The 21,423-nt window shown below is 53.6% G+C and carries 17 protein-coding genes, 1 tRNA gene and 1 pseudogene; 12 read left to right on the top strand and 7 right to left on the bottom strand.

Going from position 1 to position 21,423, the window contains the following annotated elements; all coding sequences use genetic code 11:
* Window positions 1–25 precede the first annotated feature (25 nt).
* From clpX to Ga0123462_RS02615, 4 genes are all read right to left on the bottom strand, one after another.
* Entirely contained in the window at window positions 26–1,297 is a 1,272-nt protein-coding gene (gene clpX / locus Ga0123462_RS02630) for an ATP-dependent Clp protease ATP-binding subunit ClpX (protein WP_100264870.1), read from the bottom strand.
* A complete protein-coding gene (gene clpP, locus Ga0123462_RS02625) occupies window positions 1,281–1,901 on the bottom strand; it encodes an ATP-dependent Clp endopeptidase proteolytic subunit ClpP (protein ID WP_100264869.1) in 621 nt (206 codons plus the stop codon). Before clpP ends, clpX begins: the two co-directional genes overlap by 17 nt.
* Window positions 1,902–2,082: 181 nt before the next feature.
* Window positions 2,083–3,408 carry a trigger factor gene (gene tig, locus Ga0123462_RS02620; protein WP_100264868.1) on the bottom strand — a complete coding sequence of 442 codons (1,326 nt, stop codon included), beginning with the start codon at window positions 3,406–3,408 and terminating at the stop codon, window positions 2,083–2,085.
* An 83-nt stretch (window positions 3,409–3,491) separates the two neighbouring features.
* Window positions 3,492–3,575, bottom strand: a tRNA-Leu gene (locus Ga0123462_RS02615).
* Between the two features lie 216 nt (window positions 3,576–3,791).
* Between Ga0123462_RS02615 and purB the strand changes: the two genes are divergently transcribed.
* On the top strand, window positions 3,792–5,171 hold the full coding sequence (purB, locus tag Ga0123462_RS02610) for an adenylosuccinate lyase (RefSeq protein ID WP_100264867.1): 1,380 nt from the start codon (window positions 3,792–3,794) through the stop codon (window positions 5,169–5,171).
* A gap of 51 nt (window positions 5,172–5,222) precedes the next feature.
* On the opposite strand, the gene Ga0123462_RS11520 is transcribed toward purB, so the two are convergent.
* Window positions 5,223–7,175 (bottom strand): histone H1-like repetitive region-containing protein, encoded by a 1,953-nt coding sequence (locus tag Ga0123462_RS11520; RefSeq protein ID WP_232726571.1) that lies wholly within the window; start codon window positions 7,173–7,175, stop codon window positions 5,223–5,225.
* Window positions 7,176–7,401: 226 nt separating this feature from the next.
* Window positions 7,402–8,334 (bottom strand): 4-hydroxy-3-methylbut-2-enyl diphosphate reductase, encoded by a 933-nt coding sequence (gene ispH / locus Ga0123462_RS02600; RefSeq protein WP_100264866.1) that lies wholly within the window; start codon window positions 8,332–8,334, stop codon window positions 7,402–7,404.
* Window positions 8,335–8,427: 93 nt separating this feature from the next.
* Between ispH and Ga0123462_RS02595 the strand changes: the two genes are divergently transcribed.
* The 9 genes and pseudogenes from Ga0123462_RS02595 to Ga0123462_RS02555 all read left to right on the top strand — a co-directional run bounded on the left by Ga0123462_RS02595 (window position 8,428) and on the right by Ga0123462_RS02555 (window position 16,223).
* Complete coding sequence (locus tag Ga0123462_RS02595; RefSeq protein WP_100264865.1) at window positions 8,428–8,910, top strand: peroxiredoxin; 483 nt, start codon at window positions 8,428–8,430, stop codon at window positions 8,908–8,910.
* Window position 8,911: 1 nt separating this feature from the next.
* A complete protein-coding gene (gene coaBC, locus Ga0123462_RS02590; RefSeq protein WP_100264864.1) occupies window positions 8,912–10,093 on the top strand; it encodes a bifunctional phosphopantothenoylcysteine decarboxylase/phosphopantothenate--cysteine ligase CoaBC in 1,182 nt (393 codons plus the stop codon).
* Complete coding sequence (gene dut / locus Ga0123462_RS02585) at window positions 10,090–10,542, top strand: dUTP diphosphatase (RefSeq protein WP_100264863.1); 453 nt, start codon at window positions 10,090–10,092, stop codon at window positions 10,540–10,542. Before coaBC ends, dut begins: the two co-directional genes overlap by 4 nt.
* Before the next feature lie 156 nt (window positions 10,543–10,698).
* Window positions 10,699–11,196 carry a pilus assembly protein PilP gene (locus Ga0123462_RS02580; RefSeq protein WP_100264862.1) on the top strand — a complete coding sequence of 166 codons (498 nt, stop codon included), beginning with the start codon at window positions 10,699–10,701 and terminating at the stop codon, window positions 11,194–11,196.
* A 14-nt stretch (window positions 11,197–11,210) separates the two neighbouring features.
* Window positions 11,211–11,861, top strand: coding sequence for an endonuclease III (nth, locus tag Ga0123462_RS02575; protein ID WP_232726569.1), 651 nt, complete (start codon window positions 11,211–11,213; stop codon window positions 11,859–11,861).
* A 16-nt stretch (window positions 11,862–11,877) separates the two neighbouring features.
* The gene (locus tag Ga0123462_RS02570) at window positions 11,878–13,326 is read left to right on the top strand and encodes an HD domain-containing phosphohydrolase (protein ID WP_100264861.1); all 1,449 of its coding nucleotides are present in this window, start codon (window positions 11,878–11,880) and stop codon (window positions 13,324–13,326) included.
* A gap of 23 nt (window positions 13,327–13,349) precedes the next feature.
* Window positions 13,350–13,430, top strand: a pseudogene (locus tag Ga0123462_RS11575) (endonuclease III); the annotation flags it as partial.
* Window positions 13,431–13,744: 314 nt separating this feature from the next.
* A complete protein-coding gene (locus tag Ga0123462_RS02560; protein ID WP_157821239.1) occupies window positions 13,745–15,277 on the top strand; it encodes a hybrid sensor histidine kinase/response regulator in 1,533 nt (510 codons plus the stop codon).
* Between the two features lie 88 nt (window positions 15,278–15,365).
* Complete coding sequence (locus Ga0123462_RS02555) at window positions 15,366–16,223, top strand: HDOD domain-containing protein (RefSeq protein WP_232726567.1); 858 nt, start codon at window positions 15,366–15,368, stop codon at window positions 16,221–16,223.
* A gap of 101 nt (window positions 16,224–16,324) precedes the next feature.
* On the opposite strand, the gene Ga0123462_RS02550 is transcribed toward Ga0123462_RS02555, so the two are convergent.
* Window positions 16,325–17,395, bottom strand: a complete 1,071-nt coding sequence (locus Ga0123462_RS02550; protein ID WP_100264859.1) for a metal-dependent hydrolase — start codon at window positions 17,393–17,395, stop codon at window positions 16,325–16,327.
* A gap of 94 nt (window positions 17,396–17,489) precedes the next feature.
* Between Ga0123462_RS02550 and ribF the strand changes: the two genes are divergently transcribed.
* Window positions 17,490–18,410, top strand: a complete 921-nt coding sequence (gene ribF / locus Ga0123462_RS02545) for a riboflavin biosynthesis protein RibF (protein ID WP_100264858.1) — start codon at window positions 17,490–17,492, stop codon at window positions 18,408–18,410.
* Between the two features lie 192 nt (window positions 18,411–18,602).
* Window positions 18,603–21,317: an isoleucine--tRNA ligase gene (gene ileS / locus Ga0123462_RS02540; protein ID WP_418287831.1), complete on the top strand. Its 2,715-nt coding sequence runs from the start codon at window positions 18,603–18,605 to the stop codon at window positions 21,315–21,317.
* Window positions 21,318–21,423: the final 106 nt, after the last annotated feature.

Below are 21,423 nucleotides of genomic sequence, written 5' to 3'. Positions count from 1 at the left end.
CCATTCTCAAATAATTTAAATTGATTCAGGAAGCCGCTTCCGCAGCCTGCATCTCCTGATCACCCTTGAGAACCAGAACGGGTTTACCCTTACCTTCAACAGCATCGCGGTTCACCACGCATTTCTCGACATTCGACATGGTCGGGATGTCATACATCACATCCAGCATCACCGTCTCCATTATGGCACGCAGACCACGCGCACCGGTTTTGCGCTCGATCGCCCTCTTGGCAATTGCAACCAGTGCATCATCGGTAAACGACAGTTCGACACCATCATAGTTCATCAGCGCAGCATACTGTTTGACCAGTGCATTTTTCGGCTCGGTCAGAATGCGGAACAGCGCATCTTTATCAAGCTGGTTCAGCGTCGCCACGGCGGGGAGTCTTCCGACCAGCTCCGGAATCAATCCGAACTTGATCAGGTCCTCGGGCTCAACCTGGCTCAGAATAGCGCCGATATCCTTCTCATCATCCGACTGCACCTGCGCACCAAAACCGATGGATCGTGGCTTTGCTTTCGCTTCAATCAACTTCTCAAGCCCGGCAAAAGCGCCGCCCAGAATAAACAGAATATTGGTCGTATCGACCTGCATAAACTCCTGCTGCGGGTGCTTGCGCCCCCCCTGCGGTGGCACGGAGGCTACGGTGCCCTCGATCAGCTTGAGTAGCGCCTGCTGCACACCTTCACCGGAAACATCGCGTGTGATGGATGGCCCTTCCGCCTTACGGGAAAGTTTATCTACCTCATCGATATAGACGATACCACGCTGTGCTTTCTCAATATCGTAGTCGGCAGCCTGCAACAGCTTGAGGATAATATTCTCGACATCCTCACCCACATATCCGGCCTCGGTCAGGGTTGTCGCATCAGACATCACAAACGGCACATCGAATACACGCGCCAGTGTCTGCGCCAGCAGAGTCTTGCCGCAGCCGGTCGGACCAAGCAGCAGTACGTTCGATTTGGAAATCTCAACGTCACTCTTCTCATTATGTGCAATACGCTTGTAATGATTATAAACAGCGACGGACAGCAGGCGCTTTGGCCCCTCCTGACCAATCACATAATCATCAAGATATGCCTTGATTTCTGCAGGCTTGGGGAGGCCGCTCTCCTGCTTGCTCTCCTTCTGCTCTCCGGAAAGCTCCTCCACAATAATCTCATTGCAGAGCTCAATGCATTCGTCACAGATAAATACGGTTGGGCCGGCAATCAGCTTCTTCACATCGTGCTGCGATTTGCCGCAAAACGAACAGTATAGGGTATTGTCCCCCCCGTTATTCTGTGTCGCCATTAACACCTCCGTTCTTCACTTCTTCGCGGGACGTCAGCACGCTATCTATCAAACCGTAGTCTTTTGCTTCCTGCGCGGTCAAGAAATAATCGCGCTCCACATCGTCAGCCAGCTTCTCCAGCGGCTGTCCTGTGTTGTTAGCCATCATCTCATTCAGCCGCTCTTTCAGCTTGAGAATCTCGCGCGCATGGATCTCGATATCGGTCGCCTGCCCCTGGAATCCGCCCAGTGGCTGGTGGATCATGATACGGGCATTGGGCAGCGCGAAACGCTTACCTTTGGTGCCCGATGAAAGCAGGTGGGCGCCCATACTTGCAGCCTGCCCGACACAGAGCGTCGACACATCGCAGCGGATATAGTTCATGGTGTCGTAAATCGCCAGACCAGCCGTCACCAGGCCGCCGGGACTGTTGATGTAGAGGTAGATATCCTTGTCCGGCCCTTCGGACTCAAGAAACAGCAACTGGGCAATAACCAGGTTGGCGACATGATCATCAACCGGCCCATTGAGGAAAACAATGCGCTCTTTGAGCAGCCTAGAGTAGATATCGTAGGAGCGCTCTCCACGTGCAGTATGTTCTACAACTACCGGAACCAGATTCATGAACTCTCCTTTTTTCTTTTCAGATCAATAAACAATTGCGGCCCAGCATAAAGAGTCCTGAGGCAATTTCCATACTAAGGTATAAAGCAAGCAGGTTAAGTGCCACTTCCCTACATCAGCCGGCAATGATACTGCTGTGAAAAAAGAGAGCCCTGAGCTTTCAGGACCCTCCCGGTCAGCTTTACTGTTCCTGTTCTGCCTGCCACACCGAAAGCGGCTTGGTCACACTCTTGGTCTTGGCCTTAGAGACAATATGTTCAACACACTGGCGCTCAAGCAGTCTGTCGCGAATGGCTGCCATCTGCTCCTTCTGCTCTTTAATATAGTTTTTGAACTGGTCGCGCTGCGCTTCAGGATACTGCATGGACTGGCGATCAAGCTCCGCATCAACCAGCGCCTCATCAAGTGTGATGCCTGCCGCTTCACGAACCGCCTGAATCAGCACAGAGAGCTTCAATCCACGCTCTGAGCGCTCGCGAACCTCTTGTCTGAACTCATCGTTATCGAGCATGTCCGGAGTCACTTCCACGCCCTGCTGTTTCATGTTCTGCAGCACGCGCTGAGTGGTCTCCCGGATATCCTGAGCAATCAGTGCTTCAGGAAGATCCACCGGATTGGCCTCAAGCAGTGCATCCAGTGCAGCTTCACGAGTAGTCTCGAAAGAGGCGTAGTCAGCCTCCTCACTCAGGCGCACCCGTGCATCTTCTCGCAATGCTGCCCCATCTTCAAAACCGAGCATCTTCGCCAGGTCATCTTCATTCTCAGCATTGACCGGCTTGCCAACAGATTTAACAGTCGAGGCAAAAGTTGCCGCTTTGCCTGCCAGATGTGCTGCCTGATAATTTTCAGGGAAAGTCACCTCGATGGCCACATCATCTCCGGCTTTCTTGCCAACCAGCTGCTCTTCGAAGCCAGGGATAAAGCGTCCTTCGCCCAGCACCAGCGGCACATCCTCACCCTTGCCGCCTGCAAACTCTTCACCATCGATAGAGCCGACAAAATCGATATGCAGCTGATCGCCGTTCTCGGCTGCGCGACCGGCTTCAATCTCAAACTTAACCTGAGACTTCTCCAAACGCTCGATGACCTGGTCAATATCCTGATCTTCGACCTCAACCGCGGTCTCGTCGAAACTCAGCTTATTCAGCCCCTTCACCTCAACCTTCGGCCAAGTAGTCACCTTCATTGTAAACTCAAAACCCTCTGCAGGCTGTGTTGCAGGAATATCGAGATTCGGCTGAACGGCAGGTGTCAGTCCTGACGATTCAATCGCGGTGACATAATGCGCCTGAAGAAGCTCAGAGATGGTGTCCTCATGAAGTTTAGAGCCAAACTGCTTCTTGATAACATTATTCGGAGTTTTACCAGGACGAAAACCCGGAAGCTTGGCCTGCGTGGTCAGTTTCTTCATCTGGTCAGCATAGATACGGTCATACTCGCTCTGTGCCACAGTGACATGCACCAGATGTTCGTTATTTCCAAGGGACTTTACTTCAGTCTGAATCATCAATTATCTCCAAATATACAGGCAGCTTCTGCTGCAGGTCGCTGAGAGGAAGAAGAAATAGACACCTTCTACAGCTTAGTAAATGGTACGAGAGGGGGGAGTCGAACCCCCACACCAAAGGTACTGGAACCTAAATCCAGCGCGTCTACCAGTTCCGCCACCCTCGCACTTCGTTTTAACAAAAAAGGAGCAAGACCGAGTCTTACCCCCTGTAAAACGGTCGCGAATAATGCCACCGCCCTAATCGAAATCAAGAAACAGCGTAACAACATAACTGGGTGCCGCCAAAGATGCCTTTGGAAATGCGCCGTATAGCGTGTACATTTCGCCACCATACAGACTGCGCCTTTGATGCTTTCGATTTATTATCTACTGGAGTTCCCATGCAGGTATCACCTCTTACAGCCCTATCCCCGCTGGACGGCCGCTATGCTGGCAAAACCGCCAGCCTTCGTCCGATATTCAGTGAGTACGGCCTGATCAAGGCCCGCGTCACCGTTGAAGTACGTTGGCTGCAGATGCTGGCAGCCAATCCGGATATTGCCGAGGTGCCAGCATTTTCAGCTGATGCTCAGGCCTTTCTCAACGCCATTGTCACCGATTTCTCAGAAGCGGATGCCAGCCGGGTCAAAGAGATCGAAGCGACAACCAACCATGATGTGAAAGCGGTCGAGTACCTGCTGAAAGAGAAAGTGGCCGATAACGCAGAGTTGGCAGCAATCTCTGAATTTTTCCATTTCGCCTGCACCAGCGAGGACATCAACAACCTCTCCTACGCACTGATGCTCAACGAAGCACGTGAGACTGTACTGATTCCTGAGATGAGAGCAGTTGTCGATGCAATTACCAAAGGTGCGATTCAGTATGCGGAGCAGCCTCTTCTTGCCCGCACCCACGGTCAGACTGCAAGCCCGACCACCATGGGCAAGGAGTGGGCCAATGTAGCCTACCGGCTCTCCCGTCAACTTAAACAGGTCGAAAACAACGAAATACTCGGTAAAATCAATGGCGCGGTTGGCAACTACAACGCCCACCTCGCCGCATACCCTGATCTGGACTGGCCAGCAATCGCCAAAGACTTTGTCGAATCACTCGGCATCAACTGGAATCCGTACACCATACAGATCGAGCCGCATGACTACATTGCCGAACTCAACAATGCTGCAGCTCGCTTTAATACCATACTGATCGATTTCAGCCGCGATATCTGGGGCTATATTTCCCTCGGCTACTTCAAGCAGAAAGTGATAGCCGGCGAAGTCGGATCATCAACCATGCCGCATAAGGTGAATCCAATCGATTTCGAGAATGCAGAGGGTAACCTCGGCCTTGCCAATGCAGTTCTCGCCCATCTGGCAGAGAAGCTACCCATCTCCCGCTGGCAGCGTGACCTCACCGATTCGACCGTGCTGCGCAACCTCGGCGTCGGCTTTGGATACTCAACACTTGCTTACAGCTCAGCCCTGAAAGGTTTCAGCAAGCTTGAGATCAATGCGGAACGCATCAATGCAGACCTTGATGCCAGCTGGGAAGTGCTCGGCGAAGCGGTTCAGACCGTCATGCGCCGCTATGGGCTGGAGAATCCATACGAGCAGATGAAGGCCCTCACCCGCGGCAAAGGAATCACCCCGGATGCACTCAGGGCGTTTGTCAAAGACCTTGATATTCCGGCTGATGCAAAACAGCAGCTGATGGAAATGACTCCTGCCAGCTACATCGGCAATGCTGCCGAGCAGGCGCGCAACATCACCCGGAACAATTAAGTAAACAGGCCGCCTGTTTTGCGCGGCCTGTTTTCAGCATTCAGATTCCTGTTATTGAAGCTCTTTGATAACCAGATGATCGAGCTTGACCAGTGCGTACGGAAAGTCCTCATTGCCACTGGCAAAGAGAGCCGGCTTCAGCTTGGTGCTGAAGAACGGTACGGCCCCAATCTCATACCAGGTATTCCCGTCGAGGCTTGCATGCGCAGTATAGGTATAGCCCACTTTATCAATCTTGAGGTACACCGAGAAACGGGTGGCCATCGAAGTTGATTTCGGCTTTTGCCAGGCTACCCAGTACGGGCTGTTGATCTGTACACGCTCACCATCAAGTGCCTTGACAAAACGGGCACTGACAACCTGCCTGCAATCCCGACCTTCACACTTGCTGAAGTTCGCCTCATCTTCCACGCCAACAATCAGCCCTATGTGGTCGCTGCCGCTGCGATAGAGAAGCAGCCCCGCCTGCTGTTCTGCCCGACCGTTCTTACCGGCAGTAAACTCAGAATCCACCCTCACGGAAACCGAATAATCTCCATTCAGACTACTGCCGTTATAGACCAGAACGTTAGGCACAAGCCCTTTTGAGAGGGAAGATTTGTTCGTCATCAAGATCAGGCTCTCACCATCAGAGTTCATCAACTCAGACCTTGGATTGAGCACCTGCCACACTTCAGAGAGGTAACCACCATCAAACTCATCCCGGTATATAATACCCGGCTCATAGGCAGTCGTTTCACGATCCCATAGATCCACAAATGGTTTTTTCTCAGCTGCAGGCGGACTCTTTTCAACAACCACATCAGCCGGAGCATCCTCTATAGCGCCAGCCTCGGCAGCAGCCCTTTCAGCAGCAGCCCTTTCAGCAGCAGCCCTTTCAGCAGCAGCCCTTTCAGCAGCAGCCCTTTCGGCAGCAGCCCTTTCAGCAGCAGCCCTTTCGGCAGCAGTCCTTTCAGCAGCAGCTCTTTCGGCAGCAGCTCTTTCGGCAGCAGCTCTTTCGGCAGCAGCTCTTTCGGCAGCCAGCTTGTCCGCAACAGCCTTCTCGGCGGCTGCAATCGCTTCGGCCTTTTCCACCGCCAGCTTCTCGGCCGCAATTCTCTCAGCCTCCATCTTCTCTGCTGCGACTTTCTCTGCTGTACGCTTTACAGCAAGCAACTCTGCGTTGCTCTTTTCACCAGCCAGATGCTTACTCATTTCCAGCAATTGCTTCTGATAATTCTGAAGTGAAGCCACTGCCACCTTGGCGGCAGCCTCCCTTGCTGCGGCCTTCTCTGCTGCGGCCTTCTCTGCAGCAGCCTTCTCTGCAGCAGCTTTCTCTGCAGCAGCCTTCTCTGCAGCAGCTTTCTCAGCAGCAGCCTTCTCTGCAGCAGCCTTCTCTGCAGCGGCCTTCTCAGCAGCGGCTTTCTCAGCAGCGGCTTTCTCAGCTGCGGCCTTCTCTGCTGCGGCCTTCTCTGCTGCGGCCTTCTCTGCTGCGGCCTTCTCTGCTGCGGCCTTCTCTGCTGCGGCCTTCTCTGCTGCGGCTTTCTCTGCTGCGGCCTTCTCAGCTGCGGCTTTCTCTGCTGCGGATTTCTCTGCTGCGGCTTTCTCTGCTGCGGCCTTCTCTGCTGCGGCCTTCTCTGCTGCGGCTTTCTCAGCAGCAGCTTTCTCTGCAGCGGCTTTCTCTGCTGCGGCTTTCTCTGCAGCAGCCTTCTCTGCAGCGGCCTTCTCAGCAGCGGCCTTCTCAGCAGCGGCCTTCTCAGCAGCGGCCTTCTCAGCAGCGGCCTTCTCAGCAGCAGCCTTCTCAGCGGCAGCCTTCTCAGCGGCAAGAGCTGCGGCAGTCACCTTCAACTGTTGCTGATAATCCTGACCAGCAGATTCGGCACTCGTTTCGGCGACACTCTTCTCACCGGCGGTCAATTTATTAACTGTGCCGACCGAATCGACGTTCGGATTTGCTGCGAACAACGCAACTGGCACCAGTAGCGTCAGCGCCATAATATGTACTTTAATTACACGGTTCAGCAACGTTTCCTCCCGGCTGCAAGCAGCAACAGACCATATCTATCTGTTGTCGTGCGCCCCTCTTAAGTAGCACACTAACCCCCAATGTGCAATTTGAGAGCCACATCAATCGTTAGCAGAATAGTATACAACACTCTGCCCGCGACATAAAACTTCCCTTCATCAACAATCTTAACGCCTCAACCTCGGTCAGACCACTATTCCCGGTCCACCTCAAATCCGACCGGATTCAGCATTTGCGAAGTTCGACCGGCAAACTGAAGGTGACATTCTCCTCGCACACCTTAAGAACCTCCGGTTCAGCAAACCCCCGCTCTCTGAGCCAGCAGGTCACCTGCTCCACGAGCACTTCAGGTGCCGAAGCACCGGCTGAAATACCGATACGATCACCACTTCCGAACCAGATCGGATTGATATCATCCGGGCCATCGATCAGATAAGCAGCGCAACCTGAGCGCTCGGCCACCTCACGCAGGCGATTGGAATTGGACGAATTTTTCGATCCGATTACAAGCACTACATCTGACTTGAGTGACAGCTCTTTTACCGCCGACTGTCGGTTACTGGTTGCGTAACAGATATCCTCGCGTTTCGGCCCCTGAATATGGGGGAAGCGTAATTTCAATGCATCAATAATATCCACAGTATCGTCGACGCTCAGGGTGGTCTGGGTGACATATGCAAGCTTGCCGGGATCGTTGACCTCCAGCGATGCAACATCGTCAACCGTCGAAATAAGCAACACAGCCCCATCCGGGGCCTGGCCCATGGTACCCTCAACCTCCGGGTGCCCCGCATGCCCGATCAGGATCACCTGGTCACCATTCTGGTGGTGGCGAAGAAGCTCCAGATGCACCTTGGTAACCAGTGGGCAGGTGGCATCGATAACGCGCAGGCCACGCTCATCTGCTCGCTGGCGAACCCCTTTACTTACACCGTGAGCAGAGAATATCAGCAGGGATCCGTCAGGAGCATCATCCACTTCGGAAATAAAGACAGCCCCTTTCTTCTTCAGCCCCTCAACTACAAACTTGTTGTGCACGATCTCATGACGCACATAGACCGGCGCACCGTAAACCTCAAGCGCCTTCTCAACAATTTCGATAGCTCGATCCACGCCTGCACAAAACCCGCGCGGCTCGGCTAACAGCACCTGACTCATATCCACCTCTCCAGAACTGGCATGTGGCGGAGCATAGCATCGTACCCTATGCTTTGGCATCCATGATTCCCGTATATTCAGAAGGAGCTGCTAATGAGTAACTATTCCATCAACCCCGGTGATGCCGCACCTGTCAGCATTGAGCTTGAGACCTGGCCCGAAGGAAGACTGAAACTCGCTGACCTGCAAGGGAAATGGGTCATACTCTACTTCTACCCCAAAGACAGCACATCCGGCTGCACTACTGAATCATGCGCATTTCGCGATGCCCTTCCTGACTTCTCAACCGCAGATGCCGTCATCGTCGGCGTCAGCCGCGATTCGGTGAAATCGCATGAGAACTTCACCACAAAGCAGAACCTCAACTTCCCGCTGATTTCTGATCCTGATGAGGCGCTTTGCAAAGCTTTTGACGTCATGCAGATCAAGAAAAACTACGGCAAGGAGTATCTTGGGGTGGAGCGCTCAACCTTTATCATCAACCCTGAAGGTGTCATCACGCATGTCTGGCGCAAGGTGAAGGTGGCCGGCCATGTTGACGAAGTGTTGAGCACCCTGAAGGAAGCGCAAAGCTAGGATGCTAGCCGGCAAGAGGATCCTGATCGGCATCGGAGGCGGTATTGCAGTCTACCGTGTGGCCGAACTTGTACGCCTGCTGATCAAGGCAGGCGCAGAGGTTCGTTGTGTCATGACCCGGTCGGCCTGCCAGTTTGTATCCCCTCTCACCTTTGAGGCACTGACCGGCAAAGAGGTGCATACCGAGCTTTTTGATCTTACCACCGAACGCAATATGGGGCATATCCAGCTTGCGCGATGGGCCGATGCTGTGGTGATCGCACCGGCTACAGCCAATATTCTTGCCCGCCTGGCATACGGCATTGCCGATGACCTGCTGACCACCATGATGCAGGTAAACAAGGCACCAACCCTGCTGGCGCCGGCCATGAACAGCTCGATGTGGGAATCCGATGCCACCCGTCGAAATGTCGAAGCACTGACAACACGGGGCATCCGTTTCATCGGCCCTGAATCGGGGCAACTGGCTTGCGGCGAAGAGGGCTCCGGTCGCCTCTCCGAACCTGAGAATATTGTTTCCGCCCTGCTTCCACTGCTCACCGAACAGACTCTTCAAGATCAGCGCTGGGTGATCAATGCAGGTCCAACAGCAGAGGCATGGGATGCTGTGCGCCTGCTTACCAACCGTGCCAGCGGGAAACTGGGGGCCCTGCTCGCATCTGCCGCTGCAGTCATGGGAGCCGAAGTCGCGCTGATTGCCGGCCCCGGCACACCCGATGCGCATCCGCTGGTCAAACGCATCAATGTCACATCAGCGGATGAGATGCTGGCTGCCTGCATTGATACTGCCAAAGATGCGAACACCTTTATCGCAACCGCTGCCGTCAGTGATTTTCGGTTTCAGGAGACCCACTCCGGGAAGCTGAAACGTAACGACACCAAATCAATGAACGTCGAACTTATCGCCAACCCTGATATTGTAGCTGAGGTCGCAGCAATGTATCAGCGCCCCTCTCACGTGATTGCTTTTGCTGCAGAATCATCGAACCACACCGGATATGCCCGCAGTAAACTGGAACAGAAGGGTGTCGATGCAATTGTCGCCAACGATATCGGCAACATGGGCTCGGAACGTGCTGGCGGCTGGTGGGTGACCGCAGAGCGTGAGGTGCCGATCGACAGTGAATCCAAACAGGCTTTTGCCGAACAGATTATTCAACACATCATGGAGCTGGAATCATGAGTAACCCGATTGTACATATTCAGAAACTGCCGCATGGCGATGGAATCGACCTCCCCTTCTACGCAACAACACACGCAGCCGGCGCCGACCTGCGCGCAGCAATTGATGAAATTGTGGTGATTCAACCGGGGGAACATCAACTGATCAAAACCGGATTTGCCATGGCTCTGCCGGACAACTTCGAGGCCCAGATCCGCCCCCGCTCAGGCCTTGCCCTGAAACATGGCATTACCGTACTCAATAGCCCGGGCACGATCGATGCAGACTACCGTGGCGAGGTTGGCGTGATCCTGATCAATCACGGCAAAGAACCATTTATCGTCAATCGCGGTGATCGTATTGCCCAGATGATTATTGCGCCGTTCGTGCAGGCCGACTTTCATGAGGTTTCCGGGCTTTCTGAGACAGAACGCGGCGCCGGCGGTTTTGGAAGCTCTGGCAGAACGTAGATTGAAAGAGACCGCATTCAGCGCCGCTCTCCGGACATTTGGACTCGAACCGGTGTCGCAGATTCTGAGAATTGCTTTGCATCGCATTGATTTTACTGCTCTAATTACACTCGCTCGCAGTTTTACTGCCTGTTTTACTGCGCTATGGAGGAGACCATGAGGCTTTGGTCAGGGCTGATAGTGATCTGCATGACCGGTGCTTTTACGGCATCGGCGGAAACGGCTGCAATGGCGGAAGGTGATGCAATCCCTGATGCTATGAGCCGCCAGGTTAATGCGCCCGAAATCGATTTCACCAACCTGCGCGACCCCTTCTCCTCCTATCTGGTGCGTATGGCCACACGCGGACAGGCAGCACTCATGGAAACCCAGATGCGCCTCTCCGACCGCAAACGCGAAAAACTCGAGGAGTTCGACCTCGCCACCTTGCGACTGGTCGCCATCTTCAAAATGGCCGGTGAGCATGTGGCTATGGTGGAGGATAGCACCACCAAGGGATATATCGTCCGCCGCGGCAACTACATCGGCCAGAACAATGGCAAGATTGAGAAGATCACCGATGACACCATCTTCCTGGTTGAGCAGGTGCTTAATCCGGCCGGAGAAATCATTGACCGTCAGGTGAGCCTGACCATGAAAGAAGTCAACGAGTAGATCAGCAACTGAACATGACCAAACGCATGAGTGCCGCTCAGGTGCGCTCCTTTTTTGAACAGCTGCAGGCCATTGACCCGGAACCGGTCACCGAACTCAACTACAGTAATGAATTTGAGCTGCTTGCAGCAGTCATGCTTTCGGCCCAATCCACCGATGTGGGAGTCAACAAAGCGACCGCCAAGCTCTACCCTGTCGCCAACACCCCGCAGGCGATCCTCGATCTGGGCGAGACCAAACTGAAAAAATATATCTCCACTCTGGGCCTCTATAACAGCAAGGCAAAGCACCTGATCGGCACCTGCCAGATGTTGGTTTCAAGACATGATGGAAAAGTGCCAAAAACCCGCAAAGAGCTTGAGGCACTGCCCGGTGTCGGCCGCAAGACTGCCAATGTGGTACTCAATGTTCTTTTTGGGGAACCGACCATGGCGGTGGATACCCATATCTTCCGCGTAGGTAACCGCACAGGGCTGGCTCCTGGCAAAACGCCACTCGATGTCGAAAAAGGATTGTTAAAGGTGATTCCGAAAGCGTTTATGCAGCACGCCCATCATTGGCTGATCCTGCATGGCCGCTACACCTGCACAGCGCGCAAGCCGAAATGCCCGCAATGCCCCGTCTCCGCCGAATGCAATTGGCCGGAGAAGATCAGTGCACTGTAACTGGGGAATCAGGCCAATGCGAAGAATCATTCACTATGGTGCAGCAGCGGTCATAATCCCTATCTACGGCGTCCAGGTATGCCCCTTTGTCGAAGGGCTGCCAGCGTTCTCGGTAATTATCCCTATCGTCACTCTGTTTGCCGTTCAATATCTGGCCGGGAAACTATTGTGGGACAGCCTTGTTAACAAAAAACCACTGAACAGCCAGGTGCGCTCCGCTTTCAGGGTGGAACTTCTACTCTTCCTTGCTACCGGCATTTCCCTGACGATCTTCAACACCGTCACATTCTCCTTTCCACTTGAGAGCGGCCTTAAACTGATTGTCGGCATCGCAGGCCTCGGCTTCTTTGCTGCCATCGATATTGCGCTGCAGGTGGAACGAAACGTTGCCGCAACTGTTCTTGCCAACCACACAGAAATTGAGCCAGAGGAGGATTACTTTCCGATTACGACACGCATGGTGATCTTTGCCACCATCAGCGTCCTCCTTATTGTCGGCATCTTCATTCTCCTGGTCATCAAGGATCTCGACTGGCTGGTAAAAGTTGGAAACGACATACCTCTGGCAGATGGCCGCGTCTCTATCATCAAGGAGTTCCTCTTTGTGCTTTCTGTTACGCTACCCCACACGCTCAATGTAATTTTCTCCTTTGCGCGCAATATCCGTAGCTCGTTCGATGCCCAGAATGCCCTGCTTCTGCAGACCACGCTCGGTGACTATAGTGGCTCTATCCCTGTCGCTTCTGCTGATGAGTTTGGAGTTATGGCCAAGCACACCAATCGCATGGTCGATACCATTCGAGAACGCACAGAGGAACTCGGGCGCACGCGTGATATCACCATCATGTCGCTTGCATCGCTGGCAGAGACACGGGACAACGAGACCGGCGCTCACCTGCTTCGCACCCAACGCTATGTTCGCGCACTGGCCAAAAAGCTGAAGGATCATCCAAGGTTCTGCGATTTCCTTGATATTGAGACCATCGATCTGCTCTTCAAGTCAGCTCCATTACACGATATCGGCAAGGTGGGCATCCCCGATGCAATCCTGCTCAAGCCGGGAAAACTCACCGATGATGAGTTTGAAATCATGAAGGGACACCCGGCCATAGGTGCTGAAGCACTGGCAGTTGCCCAGAAGGGTCTTGGGCCAAATTCATTCCTGATCCTTGCCAGCGACATCTCGCTTACCCATCACGAAAAGTGGGATGGAAGCGGTTATCCTGCCGGATTAAAAGGGGATGAGATCCCCTTCTCCGGACGCCTTATGGCCGTTGCAGATGTCTACGACGCCCTAATTTCTAAACGGGTTTACAAGCCGGCCTTCAGCCATGAAAAGGCGTGCAAGATTATCATTGAGGGAAAAGGAACCCACTTCGATCCCGACATCGTTGATGCCTTTGTCGCCATAGAAGATGAGTTCTGCGACATCGCCCGCCAATACGGAGATGAGAACACTAATTAGCCGATCCGCATCACCGCTACACCTGCACAGCGCGCAAACCCAAGTGCCATGCCTGTCCTGTCTCATCCGAATGCCAATGGCCGGAGAAGCCGACGGCCATGTAAAGGTACTCCCGAGCACTCTGTTTCCCTGAAGGGCAAACCCGGCTGCATGCCTGCTCATTGAACCGGGGCATTAACACATAAGCAACAGGAGCCAATAACCGGACCACTCTGATGAACCCGCCTTTAACATGGCAGGTAGAGGCACCATGATTAATGCAAAGTGATTACGAGTCGATATACTCTATGTTATACTGTTTGATCGGAGGGACTCTCGTTGAGAGCAGTGTAGAGATCGTTGATTTATCCCCCTTCGGGGCAGGAACTGGAAGGTGCAACCCAAAGGCATACTGGAAAAAAGGAGCGGTGGTTATTCGGTGAGTAAGTTGAACCCTTACGAAGAAAAACTTCGGGCACTTTATGATGCCTCTCCAGATACCATTATGTTTCTTAATGAACATGGGATTCTCGATTGTAACCCGGCTACTTTGAAAATGTTCGCCTGTACCTCATCAGAAGAGTTCCTCGGCCGCCATCTCAGCGAACACTCCCCTCCGATCCAACCGGATGGCAGAGACTCGCGGACAGCGGCAGATGAACAAATTGCCGCAGCCTACAGATCCGGCTCAAACATCTTTGAATGGACGCATCAGAAAACCAATGGAGAGGTTTTTCCTGCTGAAGTTCACCTCACCCTGCTGAAGTTGAAAGACGGGGACATTCTTCACGCTACTACGAAGGAGATTTCTGACCGGAAAAAAACAGCGACCCAGTTCAACCAGTCACAAAAGATGGAGGCGCTGGGCACCCTCGTGGGCGGGATTGCGCATGACTTCAACAACATTCTTGGAGGCATAGTAGGAAACCTCTTTCTGGCGATGCGGAAGCTCCAGGATCAGCCCAGGGCGCTTGCCAACCTGAATAACATAGAGAAACTCTCCGATCGGGCAGCTGACATGATCCAGCAACTACTGACATTTGCCAGGACAAATGAAGTTGAAAAAGAGCACTTCAGCCTGACCTCATTTCTTAAAGAGGCGGTGAAACTGACTGAGGCCGCCATCCCCGAAAGCACCATCGTGACCTATGAGTTCTGCAACCAGGAGTTGACCATCAATGCTGATGCCACACAACTGCATCAGGTGCTGCTGAATCTGATCATCAATGCGCAAGACGCTGTGGCAGAGAGGCCCGAACCCAGGATTATAATCCGCCTTGATGAGTTCGAAGTGGATGAACATTTCATCAATACACACCCTGATGCATCATCTGATTATTATGCCCATGTGAGAGTAAGCGACAACGGCACTGGCATCAGGCAGGAGGATATCGCCCATGTCCTTGACCCCTTCTTCACCACCAAGGAGGTGGGTAAAGGGACCGGACTGGGGCTTGCCATGGTACACAGGGCTATTCAGGAGCATAACGGTATCCTGAATATTGAGAGCAAGGAGAATCAGGGAACAACCATTCATCTGTATCTGCCACTTATAGCTGAAGAAGAGCAGGCCATGGCAGCATATAACGAAACAGAGATCGAAGAGGGAGAAGGGGAGACCATCCTGCTTGTAGATGACGAAGCTGACCTTCTAGAAACAACCCAGGGGGTTCTTGAAAACCTGGGCTACCATGTTCTTACTGCAGCAGACGGGCTGGAAGCCGTCGACATCTTTTCAAACAATCAGGGTATCGCCCTGGTCATCATGGATGTTGTCATGCCCAGGCTGGGAGGATCCAGAGCCGCCCTTCGCATGCGGGAAATCAATCCTGATATCCCGATCATATTCGCTACCGGTTATGACAAAAAAGAGGCTTTAAGGCCTGAAGAGCGAATTGAGAGGAGTCTTGTCATGAGAAAACCTCTGGATATTGATACGCTTAGTCATCGCATCAAAGAGATCATCCGATAAAGCGTGCCGGAGCATAGCGGGTGAGCAGAGTAAACGATGGGAAATCAAGCAGACGCATCAACAAGCTCTGTTGATTCCGGGAGGAAGTATGAAAGTTAGCAAATGGCGTGATGAACCCCTATTGGAGACACCGATGATTGAGCCGGCTTATGATCGTGAATCAACACTCGAGTTACTCTCTTTATGCAAAGAACTTCCTTCGTTGCCAGACCGTTTTGTGAAGATCCAGAAAATCATCAAGGACTCTGATTCAGACGCGCACGATCTGGCAGAGGTTATTCGCAGCGACCAGGCAACCTCGACCATGATCCTCAAGGTTGCCAATTCAGCTGCGTTCAATCCTGCAAACACTCCAGTCGGCGAACTCAGCAAGGCCATTACCCGCCTGGGTTCACGTGAGACCGCCCATATCGCCTCCACGATGTCACTCATGTATGGCCTCTGCTTGTCCACGGACATGGCAATTATCCGTGCATTCTGGGCGCATGCTTTTGGAGTGGCCATATTAACGGAACATCTGGCAAAGCAGATCGATCCAGATCAGAACAACATCAGTCATGAACTCGCATTCATGACCGGCCTTTTACACGATATTGGCCGGGTGGCCCTTGGATTAAACGTGGACTTCTCATATTTTGAGCAGGAGACCGGACATCTTCATGGTGATGCCCTGATCGAGATGGAGGAGGCGTGCTATGGCGTCAACCATGATGAGGCAGGCATGCGTCTGTTACGCATGTGGAATTGTCCCGAGGATATGTGCCTGGCCATCGGCGAATGCCACAAGCCGGAATCATCCCTTCTGGCCAGGCTCTGTCATACAGCAGATATGTATGCGACAGCACATCTGTCCGATTGCGCTGCTCTCGAATGCATGCATGAAAAAATTTCCGATTCGCTGGCGCAAAACCCTATCGATATCTCATCATTTCAACTGCATACATAAGCTGGCTCGCCGGGGCACAAATCAACGGATAACCTTCAATGCAACCATTCACCGCCGCGCGCTCCGGCATCCGGCATCCGGCATCAGATAGCGGATGGTCGTTAAATCTGTTTCTCTGGAAGCTCAGTCATGACTCTGGGATCATCAGAGACACCCTCAAGTACGACACGAACATCCTCGCCCAAGAGCATGTCGATGAATGCCTGGCGGGTGACATCAGATGCGTCATGAAACTGATTAAAAGGTGTATGTTTTTGCTGATCGGAGAGATCCAGTTCAATGCCCCAGATCGGCTTTGCAGAGGTTGGAAGCATCGAGTAGCGGATATCTCCGATAATTGACACATCATCACTCTGGTGCAGGGCAATATATCCGTCGGAGAAGAAATCGAAACGCTTGATGTCCTCGGCTACAACCGAGTCCCTGGATAGCTGCGGCAAGTCCGCCAGCTCGAAACGCTTGGTCGACTCGCCCTGATAGATTTTCTCTTCATCCAGACCAGCGCGAAAAGCATCAACATAGAAATGGCCATCCGCCTCATAGATCGAGCGCCAGAGAATAAGGTTGCCCATTGTCGGCTTAATCTCGATGCGTTCCACATGATGGCCGCGGGCTTCAGCTGCAGCCATCGCCATCGCCTCAACCCGTTCATGCTGTGCAAAACCAACCAAAAGGTATGAGATGGCAAAGCAGATTCCGAAAACTGCATAGCGGGGTGTTCTTTTTACAGCTGCAAACAGAATCGCAGCAATCAGAGCGATCGAGAAGAGCGGGTCAAGAATCGAGATGATGTTCCAGGAAATCCGTTCATCGGAGAGGGGCCATAAAAGCGAGGTTCCGTAAGATGTGCAGGCATCGATCAGGCCGGAGGTTCCGTATCCCGCTGTAGTGAAAACCAGCAGCCGTTTGAATGGCAGGTGTTTTTTCAGCACTGGCCACATCAATAGAGCAGCGATCAGCCCGCCAGCCGGAATGAAAAACAGTGAGTGGGTAAAGTGGCGGTGGAAATCGAGCTGCAGCAGAGGGTCAGTCTCGGACTGGGTAAAAAGCGCATCGATATCGGCAAGTAAGCCAGCAAGAAAACCGATCCCCATTGCCATGCGCGTTTCATGTTGCTTCGAAAAGCTCTGAGCCAGCACAGCTCCAGCCAAACCCTGCGTCACAATATCCATGGAGGGAATCGTGCCCTTTCATGCCGAACAGCTCAACCCTGACCCTCATTCCGACCGGCTGTTTTATTTTCCCGCGAAGCGATAGAGTTCTGCCATGCAGATTTTTCACTCATGGGATGAGGCAAATGCCTCTGAGATTCGTGGCGGCGCGATTACTGTCGGCAACTTTGACGGCGTGCATATGGGCCATGAGCAGGTGCTGGCTGAAACACGCGGCCACGCGCTGTGTGCCGGCGGCCCCACTATCGTTGTCACCTTTGAACCACACCCGCGTGCGGTGCTCTACCCTGAAGAGGCGCCACGCCGTTTGTGCCATCTGCAGGAGAAGCTGCACTATCTTGAAGCGGAGGGCGTGGATGCAGTGTTGCTGCTGGAGTTCACCAAAGAGCTTGCTACCTGGCCTGCCGAAAAGTTCTCGCGCACGCTTTTTGAAACCTTCGGATTCAACCATATCCATGTCGGCTATGATTTTGCCTTCGGTCATGACCGTGAAGGCCATGTTGATGACCTGCGTACCCTCGGTGACGAAGTAGGATTTACCGTATCCGAGGCCGCCGCCTTTGAGATGCTCGGCGCTGTAGTCTCATCATCACGCATTCGCTCGGCGGTTGAGGCGGCCGATTTCGAGCTGGCGAAAAACCTGCTCGGGCGTGACTACTCGATCGCCGGTACTGTCTTGCACGGTGATAAACGCGGCCGCCAGATGAACTTCCCCACTGCCAATATCGATGTTGCCGATCTCGCCCATCCACCTGTCGGCATTTACGCAGTTCTGGCCAACACATGTGATCGTGAGTGGAAGGGTGCCGCCTATCTCGGTTACCGCCCCACCTTCAATGGCCGTACGCTGCTGCTGGAGACCCATCTGCTGGATGACTCCCCGGATCTTTATGATCAGTGCCTGAACGTGAAATTCGTAAAGCGTATCCGCGAAGATCGCAAGTTTACCGGCCATGCAGATCTGGCCACACAGATTGCCAGAGACTGCGACGATGCAAGGGGTATCCTCTCCTGACCGGAAGTGTTTTCTGCAGCGACCGCTTCCAGTCACCTGCTATTTCAGATCAATGAGACAAATGCATTGCTTTTGCCTATCATGCGCAACCTTTGAACCCATGCAACGGAGCTAGATGTGGCCAACGATAACCAGACGCAAGAATCTTTCGATTACCGACCGACCGTTTTCCTGCCGAAAACCGATTTCCCGATGCGCGGCAACCTGCCGCAGAATGAGCCGAAACGGCTGGCATACTGGGAAGCGGAAAACATCTACGCCAAACTTCGTGAAACCCGCAAAGATTCTCCGAAATTCCATCTGCATGACGGCCCTCCCTATGCAAACGGCAACATCCATATCGGACATGCCGTCAATAAGGTTCTCAAGGATATCGTTGTCCGCTCCCGCTCCATGATGGGATTTGATGCCCCCTATGTTCCCGGCTGGGATTGCCACGGCCTGCCGATCGAACTGAAGGTGGAGGAGAAGTTCAAAAAGAAGAAGCGCAAAAAAGAAGATATCAGCGACTCCGAGTTCCGCGCCGAGTGCCGTGAATATGCACAGGGTCAGGTTGATGTGCAGCGTGAGGAGTTCAAGCGTCTAGGCGTTATTGGCGACTGGGACAACCCGTACATCACCATGGATTATCATTTTGAGGCCAACACCGTTCGCGAGATTGGCCGTTTCCTCTCCAATGGCGGCCTCTACAAGGGCGCCAAGCCGGTACACTGGTGCGTCTCATGCGCCACGGCACTGGCCGAGGCCGAAGTGGAGTATGAAGATCACACATCCCACTCGATCTATGTGAAGTTCGCTGCCATCGACGACCTGAACGACATCGCACCGGAACTGAAAGGTGACGTATCGATCGTAATCTGGACCACCACGCCGTGGACCATCCCTGCGAATCTCGCCGTTTCTGTCGGCCCGGAGATCGAATACTCTGCCGTGAAGATTACGGACTGTGGCGAGAACTGTAACCTCAAGGCGGGAGAGATTCTTATCCTGGCCGAGGAGCTGCGCGAAGGCGTGATGGCCGAGATCGGCGGCACAGGCGATGTGGTTGCCCGTTTCACCGGCAGCCAGCTGGATAACCGCAAATTTTGCCACCCCTACCTTGAGCAGGAGGCACCGATCCTTGTCGGAGACCATGTCACCCTAGAAGCCGGCACCGGCAGCGTGCATACCGCGCCGGGCCACGGCCAGGAAGATTACGAAATCGGCATGAAGTACGGCCTGAAGGCCTTTAATCCGGTCGGAGATACCGGCATCTTCGATGAAGCGACCCCTGTGGTTGCCGGCCGCCATGTCTATCAGGCCAACGGCATCGTGATCGATCACCTGCGCGACTGCGGTGCGTTGCTTGAAACCAGCGAGGTGAAACACTCCTATCCGCACTGCTGGCGCTGCCACAACCCGCTGATCTTCCGCGCTACGCCGCAGTGGTTTATCTCTATGGATACCAACGACCTGCGCAACAAGGCGCTTGTTGAAATCGGCAAAACGAAATGGACCCCTGAATGGGGCGAGAATCGCATCCGCGGGATGGTCGAACAGCGGCCGGACTGGTGTGTTTCACGCCAGCGCAACTGGGGCGTTCCGATTACAGCCATCCGCTGCAATGGCTGTTCATCGCATGCGGTCACCACAGCCGATGTCCTCGAAGGTATTGCACTGCAGGTTGAAGAGGGTGGTGCCGATGTCTGGTTCGCCAAAGATGTTTCGGCATTCCTGCCGAAAGATTCGGTTTGCCCCGATTGCGGCGGCAGCGAATTCACGAAAGAGACCGACATCCTCGATGTATGGTTTGATTCCGGCAGCACCCACGCCTGCGTACTGGAACAGCGGCCCGAACTGGACAGCCCGGCCGACCTCTATCTGGAGGGGAGCGACCAGCATCGCGGCTGGTTCCAGTCCTCCCTGCTTGAGAGCGTAGGCACCCGTGGCGTGGCGCCGTTCAAAGGCGTGCTGACACATGGGTTCGTTGTCGACAAGAACGGCAACAAGATGTCCAAATCAAAAGGCAATGTGATCGCGCCGCAGAAGGTGATCCAGCAGATGGGAGCCGATATCCTGCGCATGTGGATCGCATCAAGCGACTACTCGGCAGATATCCGCATCTCCGATGATATTCTGAAACAGCTTGCCGAAGCCTATCGTCGTATCCGCAACACCGTTCGTTTCCTGCTTGGCAATATCGACGGGTTCAATCCTGAAACCGACAGTGTCCCACTTGCCGAGCGCATGCCACTTGACCAGTGGGCCTCACACCGCCTCTCGGTGGTAGCCCGAAACGTCGATGAGGCCTACCAGAACTACGCCTTCCACCGTATCCATCAGGAGGTGCATAACTTCTGCTCGGTCGACCTCGGCGGCTTCTACCTCGATGTGATCAAGGATCGCCTCTACTGCGACAGCGCAGACTCCAAACGCCGCGCTTCAGCCCGCGCCACGATCTATGATCTGGCCGACACCCTGATACGCCTTGTCGCTCCGATCCTTCCGTTCACGGCCGAAGAGGCATGGGAGTTCCTGCCCGGTTCACCAGCAAACTCGATTCACATGCACCACTTCCATCCGGTTGCAGATATCAAGGTGGATGAGGCTGCATGGGATCGCTTCTTCGATATCCGTGAACAGGTGAACATGGCACTCGATCAGGCCAAGAAAGAGAAGATTGTCGGCTCATCCATTGCCGCAACCGTTACCATTCCAAATCTGGAGGGTTCATTTGCAGCATCGCTGAATGAGAGCTGGGAACAGCTGTTCATCGTGGCCAGAGTTGAGGAAGGACACAACCTGTCTGTGCGCCCAGCAGAGGGCATTAAATGCCCTCGCTGCTGGAATGTGGGCAGCCCCGCGGATGCGTCTCATGACATCCATGATGGGCTCTGTCCGCGCTGTTTCGAGGCAGTTGCAGGCTAGTATTCGTCACCCCGGCTGAAGCCGGGGTGCTTATTTTCAAATAAGGTCACGGACCGCTCTGTTTCCAATCCCGCATAACATCATCTATATTGTTGCAATAAGGAGA

Origin of the sequence: Mariprofundus ferrinatatus (genome assembly GCF_002795825.1) — a bacterium.
Classification (GTDB): domain Bacteria; phylum Pseudomonadota; class Zetaproteobacteria; order Mariprofundales; family Mariprofundaceae; genus Mariprofundus; species Mariprofundus ferrinatatus.
This window is presented reverse-complemented; position numbering and strand designations above follow the sequence as displayed.